At 57.5% G+C, this 24,082-nt stretch carries 16 protein-coding genes; 13 read left to right on the top strand and 3 right to left on the bottom strand.

The genetic code is table 11. The annotated features are described in order from the left end of the window. Window positions 1–68 precede the first annotated feature (68 nt). The 13 genes from VLY20_03115 (at window position 69) to VLY20_03175 (ending at window position 17,638) form a co-directional block, all read left to right on the top strand. On the top strand, window positions 69–2,300 hold the full coding sequence (locus VLY20_03115) for an NADP-dependent isocitrate dehydrogenase (GenBank protein HUK55629.1): 2,232 nt from the start codon (window positions 69–71) through the stop codon (window positions 2,298–2,300). Between the two features lie 201 nt (window positions 2,301–2,501). Next, window positions 2,502–2,786, top strand: coding sequence for a GYD domain-containing protein (locus tag VLY20_03120; GenBank protein HUK55630.1), 285 nt, complete (start codon window positions 2,502–2,504; stop codon window positions 2,784–2,786). 52 nt (window positions 2,787–2,838) lie between these two features. After that, window positions 2,839–4,080 carry a hypothetical protein gene (locus VLY20_03125; GenBank protein HUK55631.1) on the top strand — a complete coding sequence of 414 codons (1,242 nt, stop codon included), beginning with the start codon at window positions 2,839–2,841 and terminating at the stop codon, window positions 4,078–4,080. Window positions 4,081–4,211: 131 nt separating this feature from the next. Then, complete coding sequence (locus VLY20_03130; GenBank protein HUK55632.1) at window positions 4,212–5,495, top strand: ATP citrate lyase citrate-binding domain-containing protein; 1,284 nt, start codon at window positions 4,212–4,214, stop codon at window positions 5,493–5,495. Continuing rightward, window positions 5,492–7,318 (top strand): citrate/2-methylcitrate synthase, encoded by a 1,827-nt coding sequence (locus tag VLY20_03135; GenBank protein ID HUK55633.1) that lies wholly within the window; start codon window positions 5,492–5,494, stop codon window positions 7,316–7,318. The genes VLY20_03130 and VLY20_03135 overlap by 4 nt, the downstream gene beginning before the upstream one ends. A 111-nt stretch (window positions 7,319–7,429) precedes the next feature. Then, window positions 7,430–9,676, top strand: coding sequence for an aconitate hydratase (locus tag VLY20_03140; GenBank protein HUK55634.1), 2,247 nt, complete (start codon window positions 7,430–7,432; stop codon window positions 9,674–9,676). A 54-nt stretch (window positions 9,677–9,730) separates the two neighbouring features. After that, window positions 9,731–10,435, top strand: a complete 705-nt coding sequence (locus tag VLY20_03145) for a 4Fe-4S dicluster domain-containing protein (protein ID HUK55635.1) — start codon at window positions 9,731–9,733, stop codon at window positions 10,433–10,435. A 14-nt stretch (window positions 10,436–10,449) separates the two neighbouring features. Next, entirely contained in the window at window positions 10,450–12,066 is a 1,617-nt protein-coding gene (locus tag VLY20_03150) for an FAD-binding protein (protein HUK55636.1), read from the top strand. A 262-nt stretch (window positions 12,067–12,328) separates the two neighbouring features. After that, entirely contained in the window at window positions 12,329–13,777 is a 1,449-nt protein-coding gene (locus tag VLY20_03155) for a circularly permuted type 2 ATP-grasp protein (GenBank protein HUK55637.1), read from the top strand. 3 nt (window positions 13,778–13,780) lie between these two features. Next, window positions 13,781–14,713, top strand: a complete 933-nt coding sequence (locus VLY20_03160) for an alpha-E domain-containing protein (protein ID HUK55638.1) — start codon at window positions 13,781–13,783, stop codon at window positions 14,711–14,713. Beyond that, on the top strand, window positions 14,713–15,513 hold the full coding sequence (locus VLY20_03165; protein ID HUK55639.1) for a transglutaminase family protein: 801 nt from the start codon (window positions 14,713–14,715) through the stop codon (window positions 15,511–15,513). The genes VLY20_03160 and VLY20_03165 overlap by 1 nt, the downstream gene beginning before the upstream one ends. A 69-nt stretch (window positions 15,514–15,582) precedes the next feature. Beyond that, window positions 15,583–16,332 carry a proteasome-type protease gene (locus VLY20_03170; protein ID HUK55640.1) on the top strand — a complete coding sequence of 250 codons (750 nt, stop codon included), beginning with the start codon at window positions 15,583–15,585 and terminating at the stop codon, window positions 16,330–16,332. Window positions 16,333–16,837: 505 nt separating this feature from the next. Beyond that, window positions 16,838–17,638: a C1 family peptidase gene (locus tag VLY20_03175; GenBank protein HUK55641.1), complete on the top strand. Its 801-nt coding sequence runs from the start codon at window positions 16,838–16,840 to the stop codon at window positions 17,636–17,638. A 125-nt stretch (window positions 17,639–17,763) separates the two neighbouring features. On the opposite strand, the gene VLY20_03180 is transcribed toward VLY20_03175, so the two are convergent. The 3 genes from VLY20_03180 to VLY20_03190 form a co-directional block, all read right to left on the bottom strand. After that, entirely contained in the window at window positions 17,764–22,605 is a 4,842-nt protein-coding gene (locus tag VLY20_03180; protein HUK55642.1) for a multicopper oxidase domain-containing protein, read from the bottom strand. 144 nt (window positions 22,606–22,749) lie between these two features. Next, a complete protein-coding gene (locus VLY20_03185) occupies window positions 22,750–23,619 on the bottom strand; it encodes a carboxypeptidase-like regulatory domain-containing protein (GenBank protein ID HUK55643.1) in 870 nt (289 codons plus the stop codon). Between the two features lie 206 nt (window positions 23,620–23,825). Continuing rightward, window positions 23,826–24,080 carry a hypothetical protein gene (locus VLY20_03190; protein HUK55644.1) on the bottom strand — a complete coding sequence of 85 codons (255 nt, stop codon included), beginning with the start codon at window positions 24,078–24,080 and terminating at the stop codon, window positions 23,826–23,828. Window positions 24,081–24,082 lie beyond the last annotated feature (2 nt).

The following is a 24,082-nucleotide window of genomic DNA, read 5'->3' on the forward strand; positions in this document are numbered from 1 at the left end:
ATATACTCATAAACTCCCCGGCAATGTTGCATTTACAAACAGGATCGTAAAACAAGCGAGGAGAAGGCATGTCCACCCCAAAATCGAAGATACTTTATACGTACACGGATGAAGCACCGATGCTGGCGACCTACTCGTTTCTCCCGATCGTCGGCGCTTTTACAAAAGCGGCCGGTGTAGCGGTTGAAGAACGGGACATTTCGCTCGCCGGCAGAATTATCGCCAACTTCCCTGAATATCTCACGGAGAGTCAGAAACACTCGGATGATCTGGCCGAATTGGGAGAGCTCGCCAAGACCCCGGAGGCCAATATCATCAAACTGCCCAATATCAGCGCGTCACTCCCCCAGATGAAGGCGGCCATAAAGGAGTTGCAGGCCCAGGGCTACAAGATCCCCGACTATCCGGAGGATCCGAAAAACGACAAGGAAAAGGAGATCAAGGCGCGTTATGACAAAATCAAGGGCAGCGCCGTCAACCCCGTGCTGCGGGAAGGCAACTCGGATCGCCGGGCGCCGCTCTCGGTCAAACAATACGCTAAAAAACATCCGCATAAAATGGGCGCGTGGACGCCCGACTCCAGGACCCATGTCGCGCATATGACGCAAGGAGACTTCCGTTCGAATGAGAAAGCGGTCACGATCACTGAGGCGACGGACGCGCGAATTGAGTTTGTGGATCCATCCGGAAAGACCACGGTTCTGAAGCCCAAGATATCCCTGAAGGTCGGCGAGGTCATCGACGGCACGTTCATGAGCCGCCGCGCCCTGCGTGAATTCCTAGAAGCGCAGATCCAGGACGCAAAAAAGCGCGGCCTGTTGTTTTCGATCCATCTTAAAGCCACGATGATGAAGGTATCGGACCCCAAGATTTTTGGTCATGCCGTGTCCGTCTATTTTAAAGACGTGTTTGAAAAACACAAAGCCACGTTTGCAAAACTGGGCGTTGATCCCGACAACGGCTTGGGCGACCTGTATGCAAAAATCAAGTCCTTGCCGGAGGATCAACGCGCCGCGATTGAGGCGGACATCCAGGCCTGTTACAAGACCCGGCCCGAACTGGCGATGGTGAACTCCGATAAAGGGATCACGAATCTGCATGTCCCGAGTGACGTGATTATCGATGCCTCCATGCCGCCTGTGATTCGCGACTCGGGAAAAATGTGGGGGCCCGACGGCAAGCTTCAAGACACAAAGGCGGTCATCCCCGACAGCAGTTACGCCCCCGTCTATCAGGAAGTCATCGAATTCTGCAAAAAGAACGGCGCCTTCGATCCGAAAACCATGGGGAGTGTCCCCAATGTGGGTCTCATGGCGCAGGCGGCGGAGGAATACGGATCGCACGACAAGACCTTTAAAGTTCCGGGAAGCGGAACGATTCGCGTGGTGACCGCATCAGGACAGACCTTGCTGGAACACGCGGTGGAAGAGGGGGATATCTGGCGGATGTGCCAGGTGAAGGATGCGGCGATCCAGGATTGGGTCAAGCTGGCCGTTACTCGTGCAAAAGCCACCGGAGCCCCCGCAGTGTTCTGGCTGGATAAAAACAGAGCCCACGATGCGGAGCTGATCAAAAAGGTCAATCGCTATCTGCCGAATTACGATACCCAAGGTCTGGACATCCGCATCATGTCTCCGGCCGAAGCCACGCGGTTCTCGCTGCAACGGATGAAGGAGGGGATGGATACGATCTCCGTGACAGGCAACGTTCTGCGCGACTACCTCACGGACCTTTTCCCGATTCTTGAAATTGGGACCAGCGCAAAAATGCTCTCGATCGTCCCCTTGATGAACGGCGGCGGTCTGTTTGAGACCGGAGCAGGCGGTTCCGCGCCCAAACACGTCCAACAGCTTCAGGAAGAAGGGTATTTACGGTGGGATTCTCTCGGCGAATTCTTGGCGCTGGCCGCTTCGTTGGATCATCTGAGCAAAGCGTCCAACAATCCGACCGCAAAAATTTTGGCGGATACGCTGGATCGGGCGACCGCCAAGTTCCTGGAGAGCAACAAGTCGCCGGCCCGCAAGGTCGGGGAGATCGATAATCGAGGAAGCCATTTTTATCTCGCGTTGTACTGGGCGCAGGCCTTGGCCGAGCAGACGGAAGACAAGAACCTTCAAGCGCGTTTTGCCAGAGTCGCCCAACAGCTTGCCCAGAACGAGGCCAAGATCAATGCCGAACTTCTTGGCGCACAGGGAAAACCGGTTGATCTCGGCGGCTATTACCATCCCGATAGAAATAAAACGACCAAGGCCATGCGTCCGAGCTCAACCTTCAATGCGATCGTGGATGCGATCGCATAAAGGACCAACGCACGGCATCATCATCGCACCTCCGCTAAATATTTTCAAACTCCCCCGGGGGTGTCAACCTCCGGGGGGAGTTCTCGCAAGCCTCCAAAGATTCTTGCGATCCTCCCATCTTGAAAAACTTTCCCGAACGGAGTAATCTAAACCCGTCCGTTCATTCCTTCCACCGGCGTTAAACCATCAGGAGGATTCACGATGCCGACCTATGTCTTGCTCAGCACGTTGACCGATCAGGGCCGGAAGACCATCAAGGCCAAACCCAGCCGCATCAACCAGGTGAACAAAGAAATTGAGTCGATGGGGGCCAAAGTGATCGCCCAGTACGCCCTTCTGGGCCCGTATGACTTTGTCAACATCATCGAAGCCAAGGACAACAAGGCCATTGCCAAGATTTCGGTGGAGTTAGGCTCACGAGGCTCGGTCCAATTCCTGACCATGCCGGCGATCCCGATCGATGAGTTCATCGCGTCGCTCAAGTAGCATTGACCGGTCGGGGGAGGGTTCAATTCGTCGCCGTTTGATGCTGGGCGGGATGCTGGCCGCCGTTTGGTCCGCCTTCGTCGTGGGAGGCTGCGCGTCGGTTCAGCCCGCGTCTTATTCGCTGCAAGACGGCGAAATCTTCATCGCGTCCCACACGCACTTCTTGAATGTCGCCGTCGCGGTGCTGGAAGACCGGCGTTCCGCGGAAGAGAAAGCCTGGGCCGCCCAACGGAACCTGCCTTCCAATCTCACCGAAATCGTGACGGAACGGATGCTTGAACATCTTCGGGTCTCGCACGTCTTTAGCCAAATCCAAGAGGCGTCCGGACCGATTAACCCGTCCTCATCCGATCGCATTCGTGACCTCGGTTCGCAGGGGATCGACGCCGTTCTGTTCGGTGAGTTGGTTCATTTCTATGGCCAGACCGATTCGAACGGTCGGATCGAGGGGCATGTCCAGTTCGTAAACCTGAGGCTGCTCGGCACGCGATCCGGACAACTTCTCTGGGAAGGAACGTCGGATAAGTTGTTGCGGCGACAGGAAAAGCAACCGCGCCTGGCAAGGGATTACGCCGCCGAGGCGCTTCGCGGGGCGATCAATCAGTTGGCCATGCAACTGGCGGCCCAAGCATTTTCCGACGCCCAAACGTCTTTATCCGATCGGCCCGAGATGCGACACTGGCGCGTCGGGGTGCCGCGGCCCGAAGATGCCCGGCCGCCGGAGGAAAAGGACGGCCGTGATCGAAAACTCAAGGGCGATCAGAACTATGCGTTGTACAACGATCCGGCCGGCGGAGTTCAAATGCTTGATGAGGTGCCCAACCAATGGGCGAAAAACCTCAGGGATCTGCAAATTTTTGGAGAGGTCGTGAGCGTTCATGACCGCGGGGCAGGATCCGAGGCGTTGCGGAAATGGTCCGAGGAGGGACTCGATGCCGTTCTGACAAGCCGCTTGACCCGTTTATTCGCGTTGGTAATTCCGCCGCGTGACGAACGGCCCTTCCCCATTTGGAGCGGAGGAATGGGGTATCCGCGGCTCTTTAAAGCGACGGCCCTGGTCCGGTTCGAGGATGTTGAACTCATCGAGACCCAAAGCGGAAAAGTCATATGGAAGGGGCAGGCGGAGGACGGCATCGATCGGATGCTGAAGACTTGGGAACTTCCCGCAGCACTGGTCCGGGAGTCCTTGGATGAAACGTTGGCCCGCTTGGCGAAACAACTGTCGGATTTTGTCTCATCATCCAATGAAAAATCCTTCCTGTTCAATGGGTCTAAAGACCTATCCCCGTCCTAACCTCTAGGTCTTTTTTTCTGTTGAGGAAATAAACAAAACTGGTTATAATAAATCACTTTTTTCAAAGATACCGAGCTTCCGAACCGATCGATCAAAACTCATGAAAAGCTTAAAGCGTGAGGAGACAATAGATGGCAAAGGTGCTTGAAGGCCCGGGAATGGGTTTGTTGAAGAAGTGGGGGATGACCGTTCCGGGCTATGTGGTTGTCACCTCCACGAACCAACTCGACCAGGCGGCTTCCAACGGAACATGGCTTACAGAGTCCCGTTTGGTTGTGAAGGCCCATGAGGCGATCGGATCCCGGATGAAGCAGGGCCTGGTGAAGGTGGACCTGGATTGGTCGGGAGCGAAGCAGGCGGCCAAGGAAATGCTGGGGAAGGGCCTCGGCGGGGGGATGACCGTTTCTCAGGTCATCGTCTCGGAAATGATTCCTCACAAGGACGAATATTATATCTCGGTCAAGTCGACGCGGGAAGGGGCGGAACTGCTCCTGGCCAACGTGGGCGGAATCGAGATCGAGTCAAATTGGGAACGGATCCAGAAACTCCCCATCCCGATCGGGGAGAATCCCTCCAAAGAAGCGCTGGCGGATTTGGCCAAGCGGGCCGGGTTCGGCAAAGATCTGGCCCCGAAGATTGCGGAGTTTTCCGCCAAGCTATACCAATGCTATGACCATGAGGACGCTCAGTACCTTGAGATCAATCCGCTCGTACTGCGTTCGAACGACCAAGAGCTCGTGGCGCTCGATGCGGTGACCTTGTTGGACGCGGATGCCCGGTTCCGTCATCCGGACTGGGACTTTGCGTTCGCGGCCGAGTTCGGCCGGCCTTATTCCGAGAATGAGCGGGCGGTGATGGAAGTGGATTCCAAGATCAAGGGCTCGGTCAAATTCATCGAGATCCCAGGCGGTGATACGGCCCTGCTTCCGGCCGGAGGCGGCGCCAGCGTCTTCTACACCGACGCGGTCGTGGCCCTGGGTGGAAAACCGGCGAATTATTCCGAGTACTCCGGCGATCCTCCCGATTGGGCCGTCGAGGTTCTGACCGAGAAGGTCTGCGCTCTACCCAACATCAAGCGGATCATCGTGGGCGGCGCGATCGCCAATTTCACCAACGTCAAAAAGACTTTTGCCGGCATCATCGCCGGATTCCGAAAAGCGAAGGCCGATGGAAAGCTTGACGGCGTCGAGATCTGGGTTCGCCGTGGAGGTCCCTTTGAAAAAGAGGGATTGGCGGCCATGAAGGCACTGGAGGTCGAGGGATTTTTGATCCATGTCTTTGATCGCAATACGCCCCTGACGGACATCGTGGACATGTCGTTGAAGAAAGAAGCGACGACGTCCGGCTCCTCCCCCCATAAAAAAGCCGGATCGACGGCCGTGCGAAGCGCGAAGGCCGGGGAGGCGCGACAATGAGCATCATAGCCGATCGCACGACGCGCGTGGTGATCCAAGGCGGACCGGCCGGTGTGAATGCGGCCCGCCGGATGGCCGAGTTCTGTCATCTGGCCAAGGCCCCGCTGACGGTCCAGGCCTTCGTTTTTCCTCCGGATGCCGGAAAGATCAACGAAGTCCCTTTCGGAAGCGAGATCGTCTCGATCCCTGTTTACAAGACCGTGGCCGATGCGGTTGCCGATCATCCGGACATTAACACCAGCTTGGTTTATGTCGGTCCCGACCGGGCTTTCGGCGCGGCCCGTGAGGCGCTGAACATCGATTCGATCCGTCTGGTTTCAATGATCACGGAAGGGGTTCCCGAGAAGGACACCAAGCTTCTTTCGCGCGCGGCCCGGGAAAAAGGAAAGGTTTTCAACGGACCGTCCGCCATCGGGATCATCTCGGCCGGCGAATGCCGCCTCGGCGTGATCGGCGGCGCGTTCGACAATTTGGTGCTGAGCAAGCTTTACCGGCCCGGCTCCTTCGGGGTGATCACAAAATCCGGAGGCCTGTCCAACGAGATCATCTGGATCTGCAGCCAGTTCGCCGATGGGATCACGACCGCGATCGGAATCGGCGGGGACGCCTATCCGGGGTCGGATTACGTGACTTACCTCGAGATGTTCGAGAAGGACCCGAAAACCCATGCCGTTGTGATCGTGGGCGAGATGGGGGGAGACCTGGAAGAGCGCGCGGCCGACTGGTATGGGGCGAAGAAGCGCAGGATCAAGCTGATGGCGGTCATCTCGGGCTTCTGTCAGGAAGTGCTGCCGAAGGGAATGAAGTTCGGCCATGCCGGCGCCAAGGAAGGGATGAAGGGCGAGGGCGGCGCGCGGAACAAAGCCGACCGACTGCGGGAGGCCGGGGCGATCGTGCCGGCCACTTTCGGAGGGCTCGGTCCCGCGATCAAGGAAGTCTATCAGGAACTCATCGCAAAAGGCGTTGTCAAAGAAGCTCCCGCCGCGGAGCCGGAGGCCCTGCCCAAGCTTCCCAAGACGATCGAGGAATCCCGCAAGAGCGGCGAGGTTTTTGTGGAACCGCTCGTCAAAACCACGATCTCGGATGATCGCGGCGAGGAGCCGCTCTATTACGGGTACGCCGCCTCCGAGCTGATCAACAAGGGCTACCAGATTCCCCACGTCATCGGCCTGCTCTGGAATAAAAAACTGATCAGCCCGCAGGAGGCCGAGATCGTCAAGCGGATCGTCATGCTGTCGGCCGACCATGGACCGGCTGTTTCCGGAGCGCTCACGACGATCATCGCGGCCTGCGCCGGGATTTCAATGTCCCAGGCGGTGGCGGCCGGCCTGATCATGATCGGGCCGCGATTCGGCGGCGCCGTTACGGATGCGGGCAAATGGTTCAAGTACGCCGTCGAAAACAAGCTTTCGGTCGACGATTTTTTAAACTATATGAAATCCAACGTGGGCCCCGTTCCCGGGATAGGTCACCGTGTAAAAAGTGTAAAGAATCCTGATAAAAGGGTCAAAGAGCTCGTGAATTACGTGAAGAGTCAGAATCTCTTCACGCCGCATCTGGATTTTGCTCTGGAGGTCGAAAAGGTCACCACGGCCAAGAAGGACACCCTGATCCTGAACGTCGATGGGACGATCGCGGCCGTTTTGGTCGACCTCGGTTTCCCGGTCGAAAGCCTAAACGGTTTTTTTATTTTGGCGCGAACGATTGGCCTTATCGGACACTGGATCGATCAGAAACAGCAGGGCAGCCGCCTGATCCGGTTGTTTGATTATCTGGTAAACTACGCAGCCCCGAAAAAGAAGGAAGTCCCGCCGCTCAAATAGCGTCTCTGGAAGTCTGATTCCATCGACGGAGCCGTTTCTCAAACGGCTTGACTAGCGCCGCGGCGGACCGTAAAATGAAGCTTCCACATAACGACGAGGGAGGATCTTTTCATGTCGCTTGAAGTCATCAAAAAACTTTATGCCTCCATGCCGGATAAGCTGACGAAGGCCCGGAAGAAATTCGGCCGTCCATTGACGCTGACCGAGAAAATTTTGGTCGCGCATGCCGATAATCTTGAGACGCAGGCCTGGGAACGGGGCAAGGCCCAGCTTTTGTTAAGACCGGACCGCGTCGCCATGCAGGATGCGACGGCCCAGATGGCGCTGCTCCAGTTCATTCAAGCCGGAAAGAAAAAGGTGGCTGTTTCCAGCACGGTTCATTGCGATCATCTCATCCGGGCCCAGAGCGGTGCGAAGGAGGACGTTCAGCGGGCGATTGACGAGAATAAAGAGGTCTACAATTTCCTTCGCTCGGCCTCGCGAAAATTCGGAATCGGGTTCTGGAAACCCGGGGCCGGAATTATTCATCAGGTCGTTCTTGAGAATTATGCCTTTCCGGGCGCGCTTCTGATCGGAACGGACTCCCACACCCCGAACGGCGGCGGCCTCGGCATGCTGGCGATCGGCGTCGGCGGGGCGGACGCCGGCGAGGTGATGGCGGGGTTGCCGTGGGAGGTATTGCATCCGAAGTTGATCGGTGTCCGATTGACGGGACGGTTGCAGGGCTGGAGTTCCCCGAAGGACGTCATCCTGTATCTCTGCGGCCTCTTGACGGTGAAGGGCGGTACGAACAAGATCCTGGAATATTTCGGGCCGGGCGCAGAAACGATCTCCTGCACCGGGAAGGGGACGATCACGAACATGGGCGCCGAGCTCGGCGCGACCACCTCGATCTTCCCGTTCGACGACAAGATGGCGGCTTATCTGAATCTGACCGAACGGGCCGAATGGGCCAAGCTGGCACAAGCCCACCGCGATAGTCTCACGGCCGATCCTGAAGTCTTCAAATCCCCCGAAAAATATTACGACCAGATTGTCGAGATCAACCTGTCCGAACTGGAGCCACATGTCGTCGGTCCACACACCCCGGATCTGGCCCGGCCGATCTCCAAGCTGATGACCGAGGCCAAAGAGAAAGGCTATCCGGTCCAATTGAAGGCCGCGTTGATCGGGAGCTGCACGAACTCCTCGTACGAGGACATCAGCCGTTCGGCGCATATCGCGCAGCAGGGACTCAAGGCCGGACTGAAGGCCAAGACAAGTTTCCTTGTCACCCCCGGATCGGAGCGGATTTACCATACGATGATCCGAGACGGCTTTATGAAAACTTTTGAAGAGATGGGTGCGACGGTGCTGGCCAACGCCTGCGGGCCCTGCATCGGACAGTGGAAGCGTTCCGATATACAGCCCAAGGAGTCGAATTCGATCATCAGTTCGTACAACCGCAATTTCCCCGGGCGCAACGACGGAAACGCCGAGACGCTCTCCTTCCTTTCCAGTCCCGAAATCGTGACGGCGCTGGCCTTTGCGGGAACGCTCGACTTCAATCCGGTCAGCGGCACGCTGACGGCGAAGGACGGGACGAAGATCAAATTCGAGCCGCCTCGCGGTGAGGAGTTGCCGGCCAAGGGATTCGCGAAGGGCGAGGAGGGCTACGAAGCCCCGGCCGAAAACGGCGACAAGCTTCAGATCGAGGTTCCTCCCACGAGCGAGCGGCTCCAACTGCTCAAGCCTTTTCCCCGTTGGGACGGGAAGGATTTCGCAAAGCTTCCGATCCTGATCAAGGCCAAGGGAAAATGCACGACGGATCATATTTCGCCCGCCGGGCCGTGGCTCAAGTACCGCGGCCACCTGGACAAGATCAGCGACAACATGTTCCTGGGCGCGAACAACGCCTTCGGCACCGAGCCCGGCAGGGGTGCGGACGTTCTGACGGGGGAATCCAATCTCACCATCGCCGCGATCGCCCGGCGGTACAAGGCGAAGGGGATAGGCTCGATCGTGGTCGGAGATGAAAACTACGGCGAGGGTTCCAGCCGCGAGCATGCCGCGATGTCTCCAAGGTTTCTGGGCGTGCTGGCCGTGCTGGTCAAGAGCTTCGCCCGAATTCACGAGACCAACTTGAAGAAACAGGGCATCCTGCCGCTTACTTTTGCCGATCCGAAGGATTACGATAAATTCATGCAGAACGATCGGGTCAGCGTCATTGGATTGACCGGTCTCGCGCCGGCAAAACCGGTGGACGTGATCATTCACAATGCGGACGGAAAAGATGTAAAGATTAAGGCCAACCACAGTCTGACGGAGCAACAGATCAACTGGTTCAAGGCCGGATCGGCATTGAATGCATTAAGTTAAGGACGCGCCGCCTCACGACCGGGAATTGTGGCCGCTTGCGGATCGGAAGGAATCATGGCTGAACGCGTGAATGAAAGCACGATCGGCGCCCACGGGCGGACGATCACGGTGGAAATCATGGGACGGCCCTACTCCGTGCCGGAGGGGCTGACCATGCTGCGGGCGATGTGGTACACCGGCCACGAGGTCGTCCGCGGCGCGGGGTGCCTCGGCGGTTTTTGCGGCGCCTGCGCCGTGACGTACCGGACGCGGGATGATGTCCGCCTCCGCAACGGCCTGGCCTGCCAGACGGTGGTCGAGGACGGGATGTCCTTCTATCTGAATTTTTCCTATTATCCCGGCCGCAAGGCGCTTTACGATCTCGATCAACTCAAGGATCCCAAACAGGACCTTTTCAAAATTTATCCCGAGGCGACGCTCTGCCGGAACTGCAACGCCTGCACCGAGGCCTGCCCGCAGGGCATCGACGTCCGGGACGGCGTCTGGAAATCGGTCTTCGGCGATTTCGAGAAGGTCTCGGAAATGTTCATGGACTGCGTGATGTGCGGACAATGCATTCCGGTTTGCATTGCCGATATCGCGCCCAATCATGTCGCTCTTTATGCCAGCCGGGTGCAGGGCGCCCTGCTGACCAAGCCGCCGGAAAACCTCTCCAAACGGGTTACCGAAATTCAGACCGGGAAGTATGCCCCGGAGTGGAAACGGATCCTTTCGATGAACGAAGAAGACCTCAAAGCCGCCGCTCAACCCTCAAAGTAAGAGAAAGCCAGCGCATGACCGAGATGATCGCCGAATCGAAGGATCGAGTGTTCCAGGGACGCGATGAGCGCCGGAAGCAGACGATCACGAGCCAAACACCGGAAGAAAAGGACCGGCTGGTCCATGCCTTCCACCCGGATTATAAAAAGGAAGAGTATCACCGCATCCGAATCGGCCCCAACGCGGGCGAGCGGACCGTACGGGAGGTGGCCGAGCTTCTGGAATCGGACAGCCTCCTTCCGGACGATCTGGAGCTGACGCCCCGGTATCGGGTCGATGTTCTCGTCGTTGGCGGAGGCGGGGCCGGGGCGACCGCGGCCCTGACCGCCAAGGCGCAGGGCTCGGAGGTGATGCTCGTGACCAAATTGCGACTGGGCGACTCCAACACGGTCATGGCTCAAGGAGGGATGCAGGTTGCAATCACGGACGACGACTCGCCCGTCACGCATTTCTTCGATACCCTTCGCGGCGGGCATCATAAAAACGATCCCAACCTGCTCAAGGTTTTGGTGGAAGAAGGCCCGATGGCCGCCCAATGGCTGATCCAGCTTGGGGTGCTGTTCGACCGGGACGAAAACGGAAATCTCAGAACGAAGAAGGGCGGCGGCAGCACCAAACCCCGTCTTTTGACCTGCAGTGATTATACCGGTCTCGAGATCATGCGCGTGCTGAAGGACGAGGTTTTGAATCGGCAGATCCCGGTTTTGGAGTTTTCGCCCGTCGTCGAATTGCTCTCGGATGCCGATGGAAATTGCACCGGCGCGGTGCTCAAGAATATGGACAATGGACAGCTCATCGTGGTCGCGGCCCGATCGGTCATTCTGGCGACCGGCGGAAGCGGACGTCTCCATATCGAGGGTTTTCCGACGAGCAACCATTTCGGCGCGACGGGCGACGCGCTCGTTCTGGCCTACCGGCTCGGCGCACGGCTCAGCCATATGGATACCTTTCAGTACCATCCCACCGGTTCGGTCTATCCGGAGCAGTTGGCCGGGGCGCTGGTGACGGAAGGGATCCGCTCCGATGGCGGGCATCTCGTCAACCGGGACGGCCGGCGGTTTATCAACGAACTGGACACCCGTGATGTCGTCGCCGCCGCGATCATTCGGGAATGCGCCGAGGGCCGGGGGGTGAAGACCCCGGCCGGACGCGTCGGTGTCTGGCTGGACGTGCCGATGATCGATATGCTCATGGGCGAGGGAAGCATTTCCAAACGCTTCCCGGCGATGGTGCGACAGTTCCAGCGCTACGGAATCGATATCCGGAAAGAACCGGTCCTGGTCTATCCCACGCTGCATTATCAGAACGGCGGCGTTGCGATCGACGTGGACGGGCAGTCCCAGGTTCCGGGCCTGTTCGTCGCCGGGGAGGCCTCCGGCGGGCTGCACGGACGAAACCGTTTGATGGGAAATTCACTGCTCGACCTGATCGTCTTTGGAAAGCGGGCGGGTCTGGCGGCCGTAAAGCGCGCCAATAAGATGCCGGCCGGAACGCTGACGCTGTCCCATGTGACGCGGTTCCGCAAGGAACTGGAGAAGAATAACATCAAACCGACCCGGGTGGCGCCGATCATCCTTCCCGATTACGTCCGTCGGGAAGAAACCGCCCCCGCCGCGGCCGTCAAGCCGTAATCCCTCCCGACCGATTTCCTGCCCGTTCGGTCTAAACCGGCATATTCCTCCCTTGCATTAACCAATACAATACCTGTCCCTCTCCATTCAAATTTGTCTTGCCCGCGACAGTTTTGTCGCTCAGGAGCCGTTTTCGCGATTCTATTCGAGGCAAATCAGGGCATGACTTTTGCTCTTAATAGTAGTGGTCAGCTGCGCGGCATAATTTGGAGCCAGGGAGGATGCGATGAACCCGGAGCAAACGACCGTGCTCGTGGGAAAAATGAAGGCGGAACCTCGTTCGAGGAAATCCACCTCGCCGTCGCGTCCTTTCGACGAGATGCATGCGCCGGACGGTTCGGTTCGAGATCATTATCGTCTTTTGGATGAGAGCCTCCGGGCGCTCTCCGCATCGCAGCGGACGCAGAAACGGCGGGAAGCGGATCGTTTTTTTCACCGTCAAGGAATTACTTTCTCGGTATATGGCGAATCCGCCGGCGCCGAACGGCTCATCCCGTTCGACATCATTCCGCGGATCATTCCGGCGAAACAGTGGAAGATTCTCGCGGCCGGCCTCCGTCAGAGGGTTTGCGCCCTCAACGCCTTTCTACACGACGTGTACCATCAGCAGGAGATCATCAAATCGGGGCGGATCCCGCCCGAGATGGTGTTCCGCAACCCGCAATACCGGGTTGAAATGTACGGCATCGACGTGCCGCGCGACCTCTACATTCATATCGCTGGCGTCGACTTGGTTCACACGGGTGAGAACGAGTTTTATGTCCTGGAAGACAATCTCCGGACCCCTTCCGGCGTCTCGTATATGCTGGCCAACCGTCGCATCATGATGCGGCTCTTGCCGGATCTCTTCGCGCGCCAGCCGATCGCGCCGGTGGAACATTACCCCAACCTCCTGCTCGAGACTCTCCGCTCGGTCGCGCCGGAAGGGGTTCGGGATCCTCGTGCGGCGCTCCTCACGCCGGGTCCCTTCAACAGCGCCTATTTTGAGCACACGTTTTTGGCGCAGCAAATGGGAATCGAAGTGGTCGAGGCGCAGGATCTCTTCGTCAAGGGAAACGCGGTCTATATGCGGACGACGGAAGGGCCGGCTCGGGTTCATGTCCTCTACCGGAGGGTCGATGACGATTTTCTGGATCCCCTTGTTTTCCGACCCGATTCAATTTTGGGTGTGCCGGGGCTTCTCTCGGTCTATCGTTCCGGTGGCGTGACCCTGGTCAACGCCGTTGGAACCGGCGTGGCCGACGATAAAGCGGTTTACATTTTCGTCCCGGAGATGATTCGTTTTTATCTGGGAGAGGAGCCCATTTTGAAAAACGTGCCGACGTATCAGCTGCGCGATCCGGAGGAGCGCGCCTACGTGCTGGCCCATCTGGATGCACTGGTCGTGAAGGAAGTTCACGGTTCGGGAGGATACGGTATGCTGGTCGGACCGGCCAGCTCGGTCAAGGAGAGAGAGGTTTTTCGCCAACGGATCCTTCGAAATCCCGAGAACTACATCGCCCAGCCGACCCTGGCGCTTTCAACCTGTCCCACCTTCGTGGAATCCGGAATCGCCCCGCGCCATATCGATCTCCGCCCATTCATCCTGAGCGGCCGCACAATTCAGATGGTGCCCGGGGGTCTCACCCGCGTCGCCTTGCGAGAGGGCTCCCTTGTTGTGAATTCTTCCCAGGGCGGGGGCACGAAAGACACCTGGGTGCTGGAGGACTGAGCCATGCTCCTCCGGATAGCCGATCACCTTTACTGGATGGGACGCTATATCGAGAGGGCGGAAGATACCGCGCGGGCCGTGGAGGGGGCTTACCACGCCGCTCTCCTTCCCAAGGGATATGCCCTTGAGGAATGGGAAAGCCTGCTGGAAATGCTGGGCCAGCGCGACCGGTTTCCGGAACCCTGCGGTTCCGCCTCCACGCTCGAACTATTACGGTTCGTGATCCTCGATCTTGAAAATCCATCCAGCATTCTGTCGTCCCTCCGATCGGCCCGGGAAAACGGCCGCGCCACATGCGGAACGATCTCCCTCGAGGCATGGGAAAGCCTGAACGCCCTCTGGCTCGACCTGAGCGAGATCGATCCGTCGCGTCTGATATCGAACGGGACCCTGCCCCTTCTGGCTCGCGTGAATGAAGGGACCCAGCTATTCCGGAGCGTGATCCAGACCAAGCTCGATCGCGACGAAGTGTTCCAATGGATCGGCTTGGGGATTTTTCTGGAGCGCGCCGATTACCTCACCCGGATCCTGCACGCGCGATATCCGTTTCTGTTCAAAAGCGCCAAGGGGGACGCGGCCTATTATTCATCGATGGCTCTTCTCCGGTGGGCCGGGGCCGTGGACGCCTACCGGAAATTGTATCGCAACGGGGTCACGCCGCGGCAGGTGATCGAACTGCTGGTCTTAAATGAAGAGACCCAGTGTTCCCTGCATGCCTGCCTGGAGCGGATCAACACCTTCCTCTGCGGGTATTCAAACGGGACGGGCGGGAAAGCGGCGGACGTCGCGACGGATCTGCACATCCTGTTTCATGAAACCCGGGACACCGACCTCTTCGGGCAGGAGCTGAGCGTCCATCTGGCCGAGGTCGCCCGGAAGCTCCATGGGCTGGCGGGCGAAATCGACCGGTGGTTTCAGGGGACGCCGTGCGTCTGATGATCCGTCACCAGACCATTTATCGTTACAGCGCTCCGCTCACACGCAGCATTCAGCTTCTCCGTTTGATTCCGCATTCGGACCGGCGGCAGCGGGTTCAGGAATGGAGGCTCAGTCTGCCCGCCGACGCGCCGGAATATTTTGACGCGTATGGAAACGTGACCCGGCTGCTCATCATGGAGGGACGGCATGACGAGATCAAAATCGGCGTTGAAGGTCTGGTCGAGACGTCCGGAAACGTCACCTTTCCTTCGGCCGTGGATCAGCGCTTTCCGCCGGAAATATTTCTGACGGAAACACCGTTGACGGCGGTTGACGAGCCGCTGAGAAATTTTGCCGATCAACACCGGAACGAAATCGGTTCGAATCCCTTCGCCGCTCTCCAGACCCTGATGGAACGGATCCGAAGCCGCGTCCGCTACGTGAAAGGAACCACGCATGTTCAGACGACCGCGGCCGATGTTTTATCGCAGGGAAGCGGAGTCTGTCAGGACCATAGCCATCTTTTTATCGCCTGTTGCAGGGCTCTCGGGGTTCCGGCGCGGTACGTAAGCGGGTATGTCTACTCCGATCCCGATCATCACCCGGAAGTGGCGATGCATGCCTGGGCCGAAGCGTGGGTCGATGGCATGGGCTGGCTCAGTTTCGATGTTTCGAACGGACGACCGGCAGGCGAAATGCATCTTCGTCTCGCGATCGGACGGGACTATCTGGACGCGTGTCCCGTGAGAGGAGTCCGGTTCGGCGGCGGGGACGAACGGATGGAAGTCCGTGTTCATGTGGCGACGGCGCAGCAGTAAATGGGCGACGATTCCTCCGGTGGGCGAGAAGGAAAGGCTCCGCCCCTATAAAAATAGAAAGGAAATCGCATGACCTATTGTATCGGGATGTGGCTTGAGTCGGGTCTGGTTTTCGCTTCGGACTCGCGTACCAACGGTGGTGTGGACCACGTCGCCACCTTTCGGAAAATGACGGTCTACGAAAAACCGGGGGACCGTGTGCTCGTGATGCTGACCGCCGGCAATCTGTCCGTGACCCAAGGCGTGATCAACATCTTGAGCGAAGACGCCCATGTCTCCAACGGCCAGGAGACGATTTGGACCGCGACCTCCCTGTTCCACGTAGCTCGAATCATCGGCGGGGCCCTGCGGAAAGTGTACGACGTGGACGGAAGCCATCTGAAACAGCACGGCGAGGATTTCAATGCCGCGATCATCCTGGGCGGCCAGATCCGGGCCGAAGCGCCGCGCCTGTTCCATATTTATTCGGCCGGAAACTTCATCGAATCCACGCCGGAAACCTGTTACTTCCAGATCGGCGAGATCAAGTACGGTAAGCCGATCATCGATCGGCTCATCACCCGTCAGAGTACTCTGACGGAGGGGGCCAAATGTGCGCTGCTGTCGTTTGATTCCACCATTCGGAGCAACATTTCGGTCGGCCTCCCGATCGATTTGCTCTGCTACGAGCGCGATCGGCTTCGGGTGGATTTCCGACGCTGCATCGATCAACAGGATCCGTACTTCAACGAGATCAAACGGCTCTGGGGCGAAGGTCTGCGGGAAGCCTTTGCCACCATGCCGGACCCGTCCTGGCAAGAACGGCTTGATCCGGTTTGATTTTCATTTAAAACGGCTTAAAGACGGAACCGCCGGCAGCCCGCGGTCGATGCCCGCCTGAAAGTCGGCCCGGCAAGAAGCACCTTCGGTTGACGCGATCCATCCGCCCTTCCATTCCTTGAACTCCTTTTCATTAAAATAGTTCCGGGCACTTTTGTCCGAGCCCGGTCGACGTTAATGAAGCATATTGACCGGTTCAAATAAAATCGGTATAATTCTTCGTAAATCGTTCCCCCGGCGCGGGTCGTCCTGCCTTCCAGAACAAACACGATCCCATCCGCCGAACGGAGAGGAGAGCCTCATGGCCCGTCACCTTTCTTGCCGCTGTTCTAAAATACTCGCGTGGAACACCCTTTTTGATTCTCCCTTCCGATTGAGCCGTTCATCCGCGATGATAAAAGGCGGATACGATTTCTGCTGCGCATATGATTTCATGTTTCCGCTTCATACCATCAACAGGTATTGTTCTATCCGGTTTGTCTTCACGACTTAAAGGAGGGTTTCCATGGCCAAAGAAAGGAAAGCGCTTCCAACAACCAAAGTCAAAACACAAGATCTCGGCTACGGCTGGATGCCCGATCTGCCGGACCACCGCGACTATCTCTTCAATGCGATTCGTGTGGCACCGGCGGTCCTCCCTCCGGTCGTCGATTTACGGCATGCCTGTTCGCCTGTCGAAAATCAGGGCGCATTAGGCAGTTGCACCGGCAACGCCCTGGCCGGTGCGCTGGAGTTCTTGGAGAAAAAAGACAAGGTCTTCTTTGTGAACCTGAGTCGGCTTTTTATTTACTACAACGAGCGCCGGATCGAGCATTCGACGAAATCGGACTCCGGGGCGATGATCCGGGACGGGATCAAAACCCTTAAGAGACAAGGGGTCTGTTCGGAGAAGAAATGGCCGTACATTATTTCAAAATTCGCCGTGAAGCCGAGCCCCGTCTGCTATAAAGAAGCGGTGGATCATCAAATTACCTCTTACCATCGTCTCCTCACCGTGAACGATATGCGGGCTTGCCTGGCCGAAGGATTTCCGTTTGTATTCGGTTTTACGGTTTATGAAAGCTTCGAATCCACCGCCGTGGCGCACACCGGCCTCGTGAACATGCCGATATCCGGGGAACGTGCGATCGGCGGACATGCGGTGCTTGCGGTGGGATACGACGATACCAAAAGGAGGCTTCTCATTCGCAATTCCTGGGGCGCCGACTGGGGAATGAAGGGGTATTTTACCTTGCCGTACGAATACGTGGCGGATCGGGATCTTTCGGATGATTTTTGGACCATCCGGCGCGGAGAACGGATGTAGAGAACGGGCCTGGCGGAAAGCTCCTGAAAGCCATGTTGAGTTTTTCACCGGCGGATGATTGGTGCGGATAATAAAACAGGGTGAGCGCGAGAAATGCAGCGCCCACCCTGTTGTCTTTCAAGCCGTTAATTTAGTTTAAGTTCGGCCGTTGGAGGGCCGGGTTTAACCCCTCCGTTCAACGGAAGGATCCGCGGGTCCCCGGACTGCAAGACCCGAAGGAAACCCCATTCCCCACCTTCCATGTAAGCCATCCGGTGATTCATATAGAGGTAATCCCCGGGAAGACGGTAAGGTCCTCCGGCGTTGAAATAGGCGTTGAGAAGTTCCCCGCCGCCGAACTCGTTGTTGCTGACCATCGAGGCGTTGGGCATGAACGGTTCCTCCGGCCATTGATGGCCCTCCACTCCGAAGACGCCGTTCTGCTCGTTAAACGCTCCGAAAACGTGGATGGCGATTGGATCACCCGCATGGGCCTCAAGAATGGGCGTCACAGGATCTCCCGTTTTTCCGTCGGAAACACAGGTGAATAAATTGGTCTGGTCACAACCGTTGTCCAAACGCAACTCGTAGGGCTCCGCTCTATAATTGATCCCCACAAGGCCGGCGGCCTTTTCAAGATAAGGCATAAAGCTTGTTCCCAGGATGTTGTCCTCGTCCTGGAAGAACAGGGCGAAGTCGCGGTAGTTCGGTCGATTGCGATTTTCCGGGATGGACCTGTCCACGATCACATCGGCCCTCCAGCTGTTTTCCATGGAGATATCCGTTCCGGTTTCCGGATCGCGGTAGACGGATCCTTTCGGGCCGATAACGATCGCGCCGAAAAGCCCGTCGCGTTGCTGGGCCATCGTGCCGTCCGCCCAGTCCTGGACCAAGGCCGCATTTTCCCCCAGTTCGGGAGGGGCGTAGAACGTGTAAACTTTGGAAGCTCCCGGAGCCACGGTCTGGTCGCCCGGATTGAAACCGATGTTGATTCCCTGAGAGTCGAGAGGGTCGTAAGCCAGGTTATCGGCATGAAACGAGACCTTGCCCCGCTTGAGTTCGTTCTTCAACGTCACCTGCACACAGTCACCGATGTTGACGTGCAGCGTGAGCGGCATGGGTTGGAATCCGGCCGCGGCGACCTTGGTTTTTTCATTGGCAAGGACGAAGATTTTACCATTCGGATTGGAGACTTGTTCTTTGCGGTCGAAGTCAACCTCGATCGGGTCCTGCGCTCGCGGGTTATAGACAAGTCCTTTGTCGATAGCAAGCACCTCGAATTTCTTCACCGGGGCCTTATCCGGACAGACCGATTTGGCGGCCGGGGGAATATCTTCGTGCCCGGGCAGCAGCTGAAGGTCTTTCCTCTCCTTGTCCAGGACCCGAATAATTCCCCAACTTCCCTCTGTCAGGTGGGAAATCCGACCGTTGTAATAGAGGTAGTCTCCGGGCAAATGTTGCGGGCCGCCGGCTTCCGGAATGGAAAGGTCGTGCCGTTCCGCAATCCCGATATGGATTGCGCTTCGCGGTTGGGAATCGGAATTATACCGCTGGAAACGGAACCAATGACCCGTGACGTGAAGCGTATGGGTTTCATTGGTCGCCGTGACCAAGGCCCGGATCATGATCGGATCGCCCAAATAGGCCCGCAGTAGCGGGGTATCCGGGTCTCCATGCACGCGACTGGAAAAAAGCAGGGACGGGTCCGGATTGACCGCTAATCGTCGGCTGATGGGCGCCACCCGCATGTTCAAGGCGCTGCCCGTGGTGTGCGAACCGCCGTTGATATAGATATTCGGGGTGAGTTTGATGTTTTTCTGTTTTTCTATCGGATAGAGCAGGGTGTTCGCGGCGGCGGCCGCCTGTTTCAAGAGTTCCGGGGGACTCCCGGTGCTGACGGTGTTGGCCGTGGAAAACACGGTGTCCTGGATGTGTAGGACCATCTCGCGGAAGCTGCCGATGGCGTCGGTTGAGTGAGGTTCGTTGGTGTGAATGTCCACCACATAACCGCTTCGCTTGAGTTTTCCAGTGACCGGGTCGTGATAGGTCGATCCCGGAGGCTCGATAATCGTGCTCCCGAATCCTCCATGTTGCCACGTGATGGCCCCGAAGGCGTGGTCGTGCCAGTAGGTCGTCCCAAAATCGGCATCGGGGTAATACCGATAGCGGACGAATTCCACGCTGACGATTTCGCCCTTGGCATGAGTGTAGGATAGGGGAGCCGTAAAGGTGATCTTTTTCCCTGAAATCGACTTGATCCTTCGAATTTCGAACGTCGTCACCTGATCCATTCCGACACCGAGATCGGTTCCCACATGATAGCGCGCCGCCGCCTTCTCGCTTGTGAGAACGACGGAACTCGCCCCTGGCTTGACCCGATCCGCCAGGTTTCCATTCATCGCCGGCGGAAGGCCCTTTTTCCCATCGATCAACTCATCTTTGTACGGCCGAACCGCCTGTTCATAGGAGAAGCCGGTAATAACTCCGTCCGATGCTTGGTTGTCAAACTGCCAGAAATGCGGATGGATATTGAGCTTGCTGGCATAGCCGTTTTCCTCGTTGTCTTTCCAGCCGCCGTTCGTCAGGATCACATCGATGCAATCGTAGACGTTGGCTCGATACACCAGCGGAACCCGGAGTTTCTCATCGGCCCGGATGGCCGCCTCCTCCTCTTTTAATACGTAGAGCAAGCCGTCGTTGTCCACGACCGGAGGATTCTTTCCGTCGCCCTTTGCCAGTGTGATCGGGAGTTGTCCGATGACATTGATCCGATAAAGCTTTCGTTGGGCCATATTATCGCTTTGAATCGGACAGAGGCTCCACGGACCTTGCTCACCCGGCCGTGCAGGCCGGGTCGTCTCGATGCCGCCGACGCCGCCCGCGCCCTTGGGGCCCCCGGGATCGGCGTAGGGGTTGAACACATCGTCCTTTTCGACCATCCCGCCGCTTTTGACATGGAAGGGCTCCAGCCACGGGGCCGGTCCGTGATTTCGGGCAAACGGCGGCCGTTTTCCAAAATGCGGCTGCAGAGCCGGCCACGCGATCTTCCCGGTGACCGGATCAAACGCGATCTTTCTCCGCTGGCCCGGGCCGACCTTGATGCCCATGTGTTCAGTTGGCGGGCGGTACTTCGGCCATACTTGGGTCGTTTCAGGCTCGGTCATCGCCAGGAGACCTTTAGCCGTCTCGCTCCAGGCCCAATCCAAGACCGTCGCATCATGGGCGAGAATCTGACCCCGTTCATCCGAGACATGGCCGGGCTGACCCTGGGTGGGCAGCATCGCCGTGACCCAGTCACGGATGGAAACCTCAACCGGATCGCTGGACCAGTCCGTCCGATCCTGCGTAATCGTGTATTTCTTCCCGAACCAATCGACGGTTTTTCCAATCAGTTGGATGGAATCCACCGCAGGTTTCACCTTTCCTTTTCGGTCCGGCAGCTCCTGAAGCGGCGGCATGATGTCCTGCTGGTATCCTGCGGTCTGCAGGGTATTGTAGACCCGCCAGAATCCCCACATCCCGGCGACATAATGATGCGCGACGTGACAGTGGTACAGAAAATCGGCCGCGAGATGCTGGCAAAGCCCGGCGCCGCATTCGGGCTCCAGATTGAAGACCGTTTGAGGTCCGATGACCTGGACATCCACCAGCTCGCTCTTTCCGCGCATTCGTGGAAATTTTATCGGTCCCATTCGACCGTAATCAAATTCGCTCTGTTCCGCCTTCGGATCCCGCGGCCATCGGATCGTGCCGCCGTGCGGATGGTGGGAATGAAAAATGTCCGAGCCGCCATGAACCAGGCGGAATTTGGTCGGATCGCCCAGATAAGCCCTCGGGATGGGTGTGGCGGGATCTCCGAAAACGTAGGCGCTATAGGCCTCGGCCTCATCTTCAAATCCGAAGCGCGCCTTCTGATTGGCCAGGTTGTTGGTCCCGAACGGCTCGCTGCGGTAGTTCAATGCGCGGGCGGCGGGTCGATAGGCATCCGTGATCGGGTCGCGCTGCGGAATCATCTCGCCGTTTTTGCTCAGCGGCCGGAAAGCCTCGTCTCCGACTTCATGGTACATAATCATGTATTCCCGGAAATCGTGAATCCTCGAGTTCGCGATCATGGCTTCCCACCCGCTCTTGAGCGGCTCACCCGTAAACGGATCAAGATAAGTCGAGCCGGCCAGCTCCACAACCAGAACGCCGACCATACCGAGGCCGGTCTGTTCCCGGTTTCCGTGGCTGTGAAAGGTGAGGGCGCCTTCCTGGAAGTCGGGAGGAATGTACCATTCATAAGTCTGGCTCTTACCCGGAGGAACCGATGTGTCTGGATTGGTCGCGATGGCCGGTTTCCCGGTTTTTTGGATGATCGTGCTGGAGCCGTGTATGTGCAGTCCCACGGGATCTCCGCCGGTGGTTTGATTTTTAAGAGTGATGATGACGCAGTCGCCTTGATTGGCGCGTATCGTCAGAGGCTGGATCACATCGCCCTGAAGCCCGTTGGACACGGCCCCGTGATCGTTTTCCTTTTCTCGCGCGGCCTTGTTCCGGGCCTCTTCCTCGCGAACTTTGGGCAGGTTTTCATCGAGGACGTACATGTAGCCGGGATAATAATCCAGCCATTGATTCAACGTGATTTCGACATTGATCGCTGAGATGTTGAAGGTCTTCACCGGAGCCGTTTCGGGACAGCGGCCGCCGGGCGTAACGGTCTCCTCGTTATTTCCGGTCGGACCCAGCAGCACGCCCTGTTTCAACATGCCGGTGAACATGTCGAGTTGGTGGCCTGGACCTTCCATCGCCGTAAAGGCCCCTTTGGTTTTTCCAAGGGGGTCGTGCCCGGATTGTTGCATGTCCATCTTTTCGAGCGTGTCCATCTGCGTCATGCTGTCCGGTCGCCCTTCGATGGCGTCCTCGACCATGAACTGCGCCTTCAGCCGTTGCATCCATGCCGGATTGGTCTGGCTCTGATCCGGCGGTGGCTCGGATGTATTCGGCATGTCTTCCGCCCCAATGGCGATTTGTTGAAGGAGAAAAACGAATAAAAGCGCAGAGACCCCTTTCGCGACCCTAACCCATGCCCCTAGCATACATGCTCCTTTCATAATGACATATTGGCCCTGAGTAAATCGGCATTGCGCTGTTTAATGAACACGGAGCCCTTGATCGGTTTCAAAGGTCCGACGTTTGATTTGGGCGGCATCAAACTCGAAATCGACCGTGACCGCGGCGTTGGCCGGCACCTGCACAATCTTTTCAATCGGCTTGAAATGCGGGTGCCAGGCCAGGACCCGGTAGGTTCCCGGAGGCAATTGATCAATGCTGAATCTTCCATCGGTGCTCGTTTTATCGTAATATGGATTGTCCACGACAAAACCCCAGGTCTGCATAAATTCATGCATCCCGCAGATCATCTGGCCGATCTTCATGCCGGGGCCGAAATTCAAAACTCCTCCCCGGGGCTTACCGGAGACGGGGAGCGGAAAGTTCAGCAGGATATTGCCCCGCTCCCTCTGAAAGAATTGCCCGTTGTGAAAGATAGGGTCCTTGTTGACGACCGAGATCGGTCGATGATTCTCGATCACGCCGACCATGGGATGAATATGTTGGGTATGACCGTGTTCATCCGTGGTGTAGAGCTCGTTGGTGGGAACGTCCGCAGGGTGGAACATACAATCGGTCGCTTCAAACCGACCGGTGATGGGCGGGAAAGGTTTTCCGGCCTTGACATCCTGAACGGCGATGATGACATCCCGCATTCCCCCATCCGGTCCGACGGCGTATTCCTCCAGAACGATCCGGCCGTGGCCGTCCGAAATCTTTTGACAATAGGATCCGAACGGGGAGAGGGACAACAGGAAAATGCGAGGGGAGGGAACGGGACCTTTGAGGATCGCCTGGCCCGTGATGGTCCCGCCGTTTTTTACAGGTGTTTCTTCATAAGCCAGGGCGTGAGATCCGACAGTCCCCACTGCCACTGTCAGAGCGATGCAAAGGGACAGAATATTTTTCATGGCGCTTTTCCCGGATAAACCTTACGGATCCATGCCCCGAGGCACGTTTGCATGAAGACCCCGCCGTGCCGGCAATGACGCATTGGATCAGGAGGGAAATTATTTTGTGTGCAAAATAAATGCATTACATCACAGGCTATTTCCCAAGTCAAGAGAAATGTTTGAGTGGAAAATTATTATATTTTCAATGGTGGTTCGTGTTGAATTTAATGGGTTTTCGAAGGAGGATTTTGAGGTTGAAATAACAATCGACGGCAAACACTTGCCAACAGCCAGGAAGACACCAGCAGGCGAAGCCCGCCGGCCGGGCTGACACCCGCGATGGTCATGGCCGTCGGGTACGCCGTTCCGTTATGAAGCCAGCCGACCAGACCTCCGGCGAACGCGCCGGCGGTGAACTGCGTCGTCCGGACCTTTAGAATAGGCGAGCGCAGGGGTATCGATATGGGATTTTCTTTCATGC

It is taken from the genome of Nitrospiria bacterium (assembly GCA_035517655.1).
Taxonomy (GTDB): Bacteria; Nitrospirota; Nitrospiria; order JACQBZ01; family JACQBZ01; genus JACQBZ01.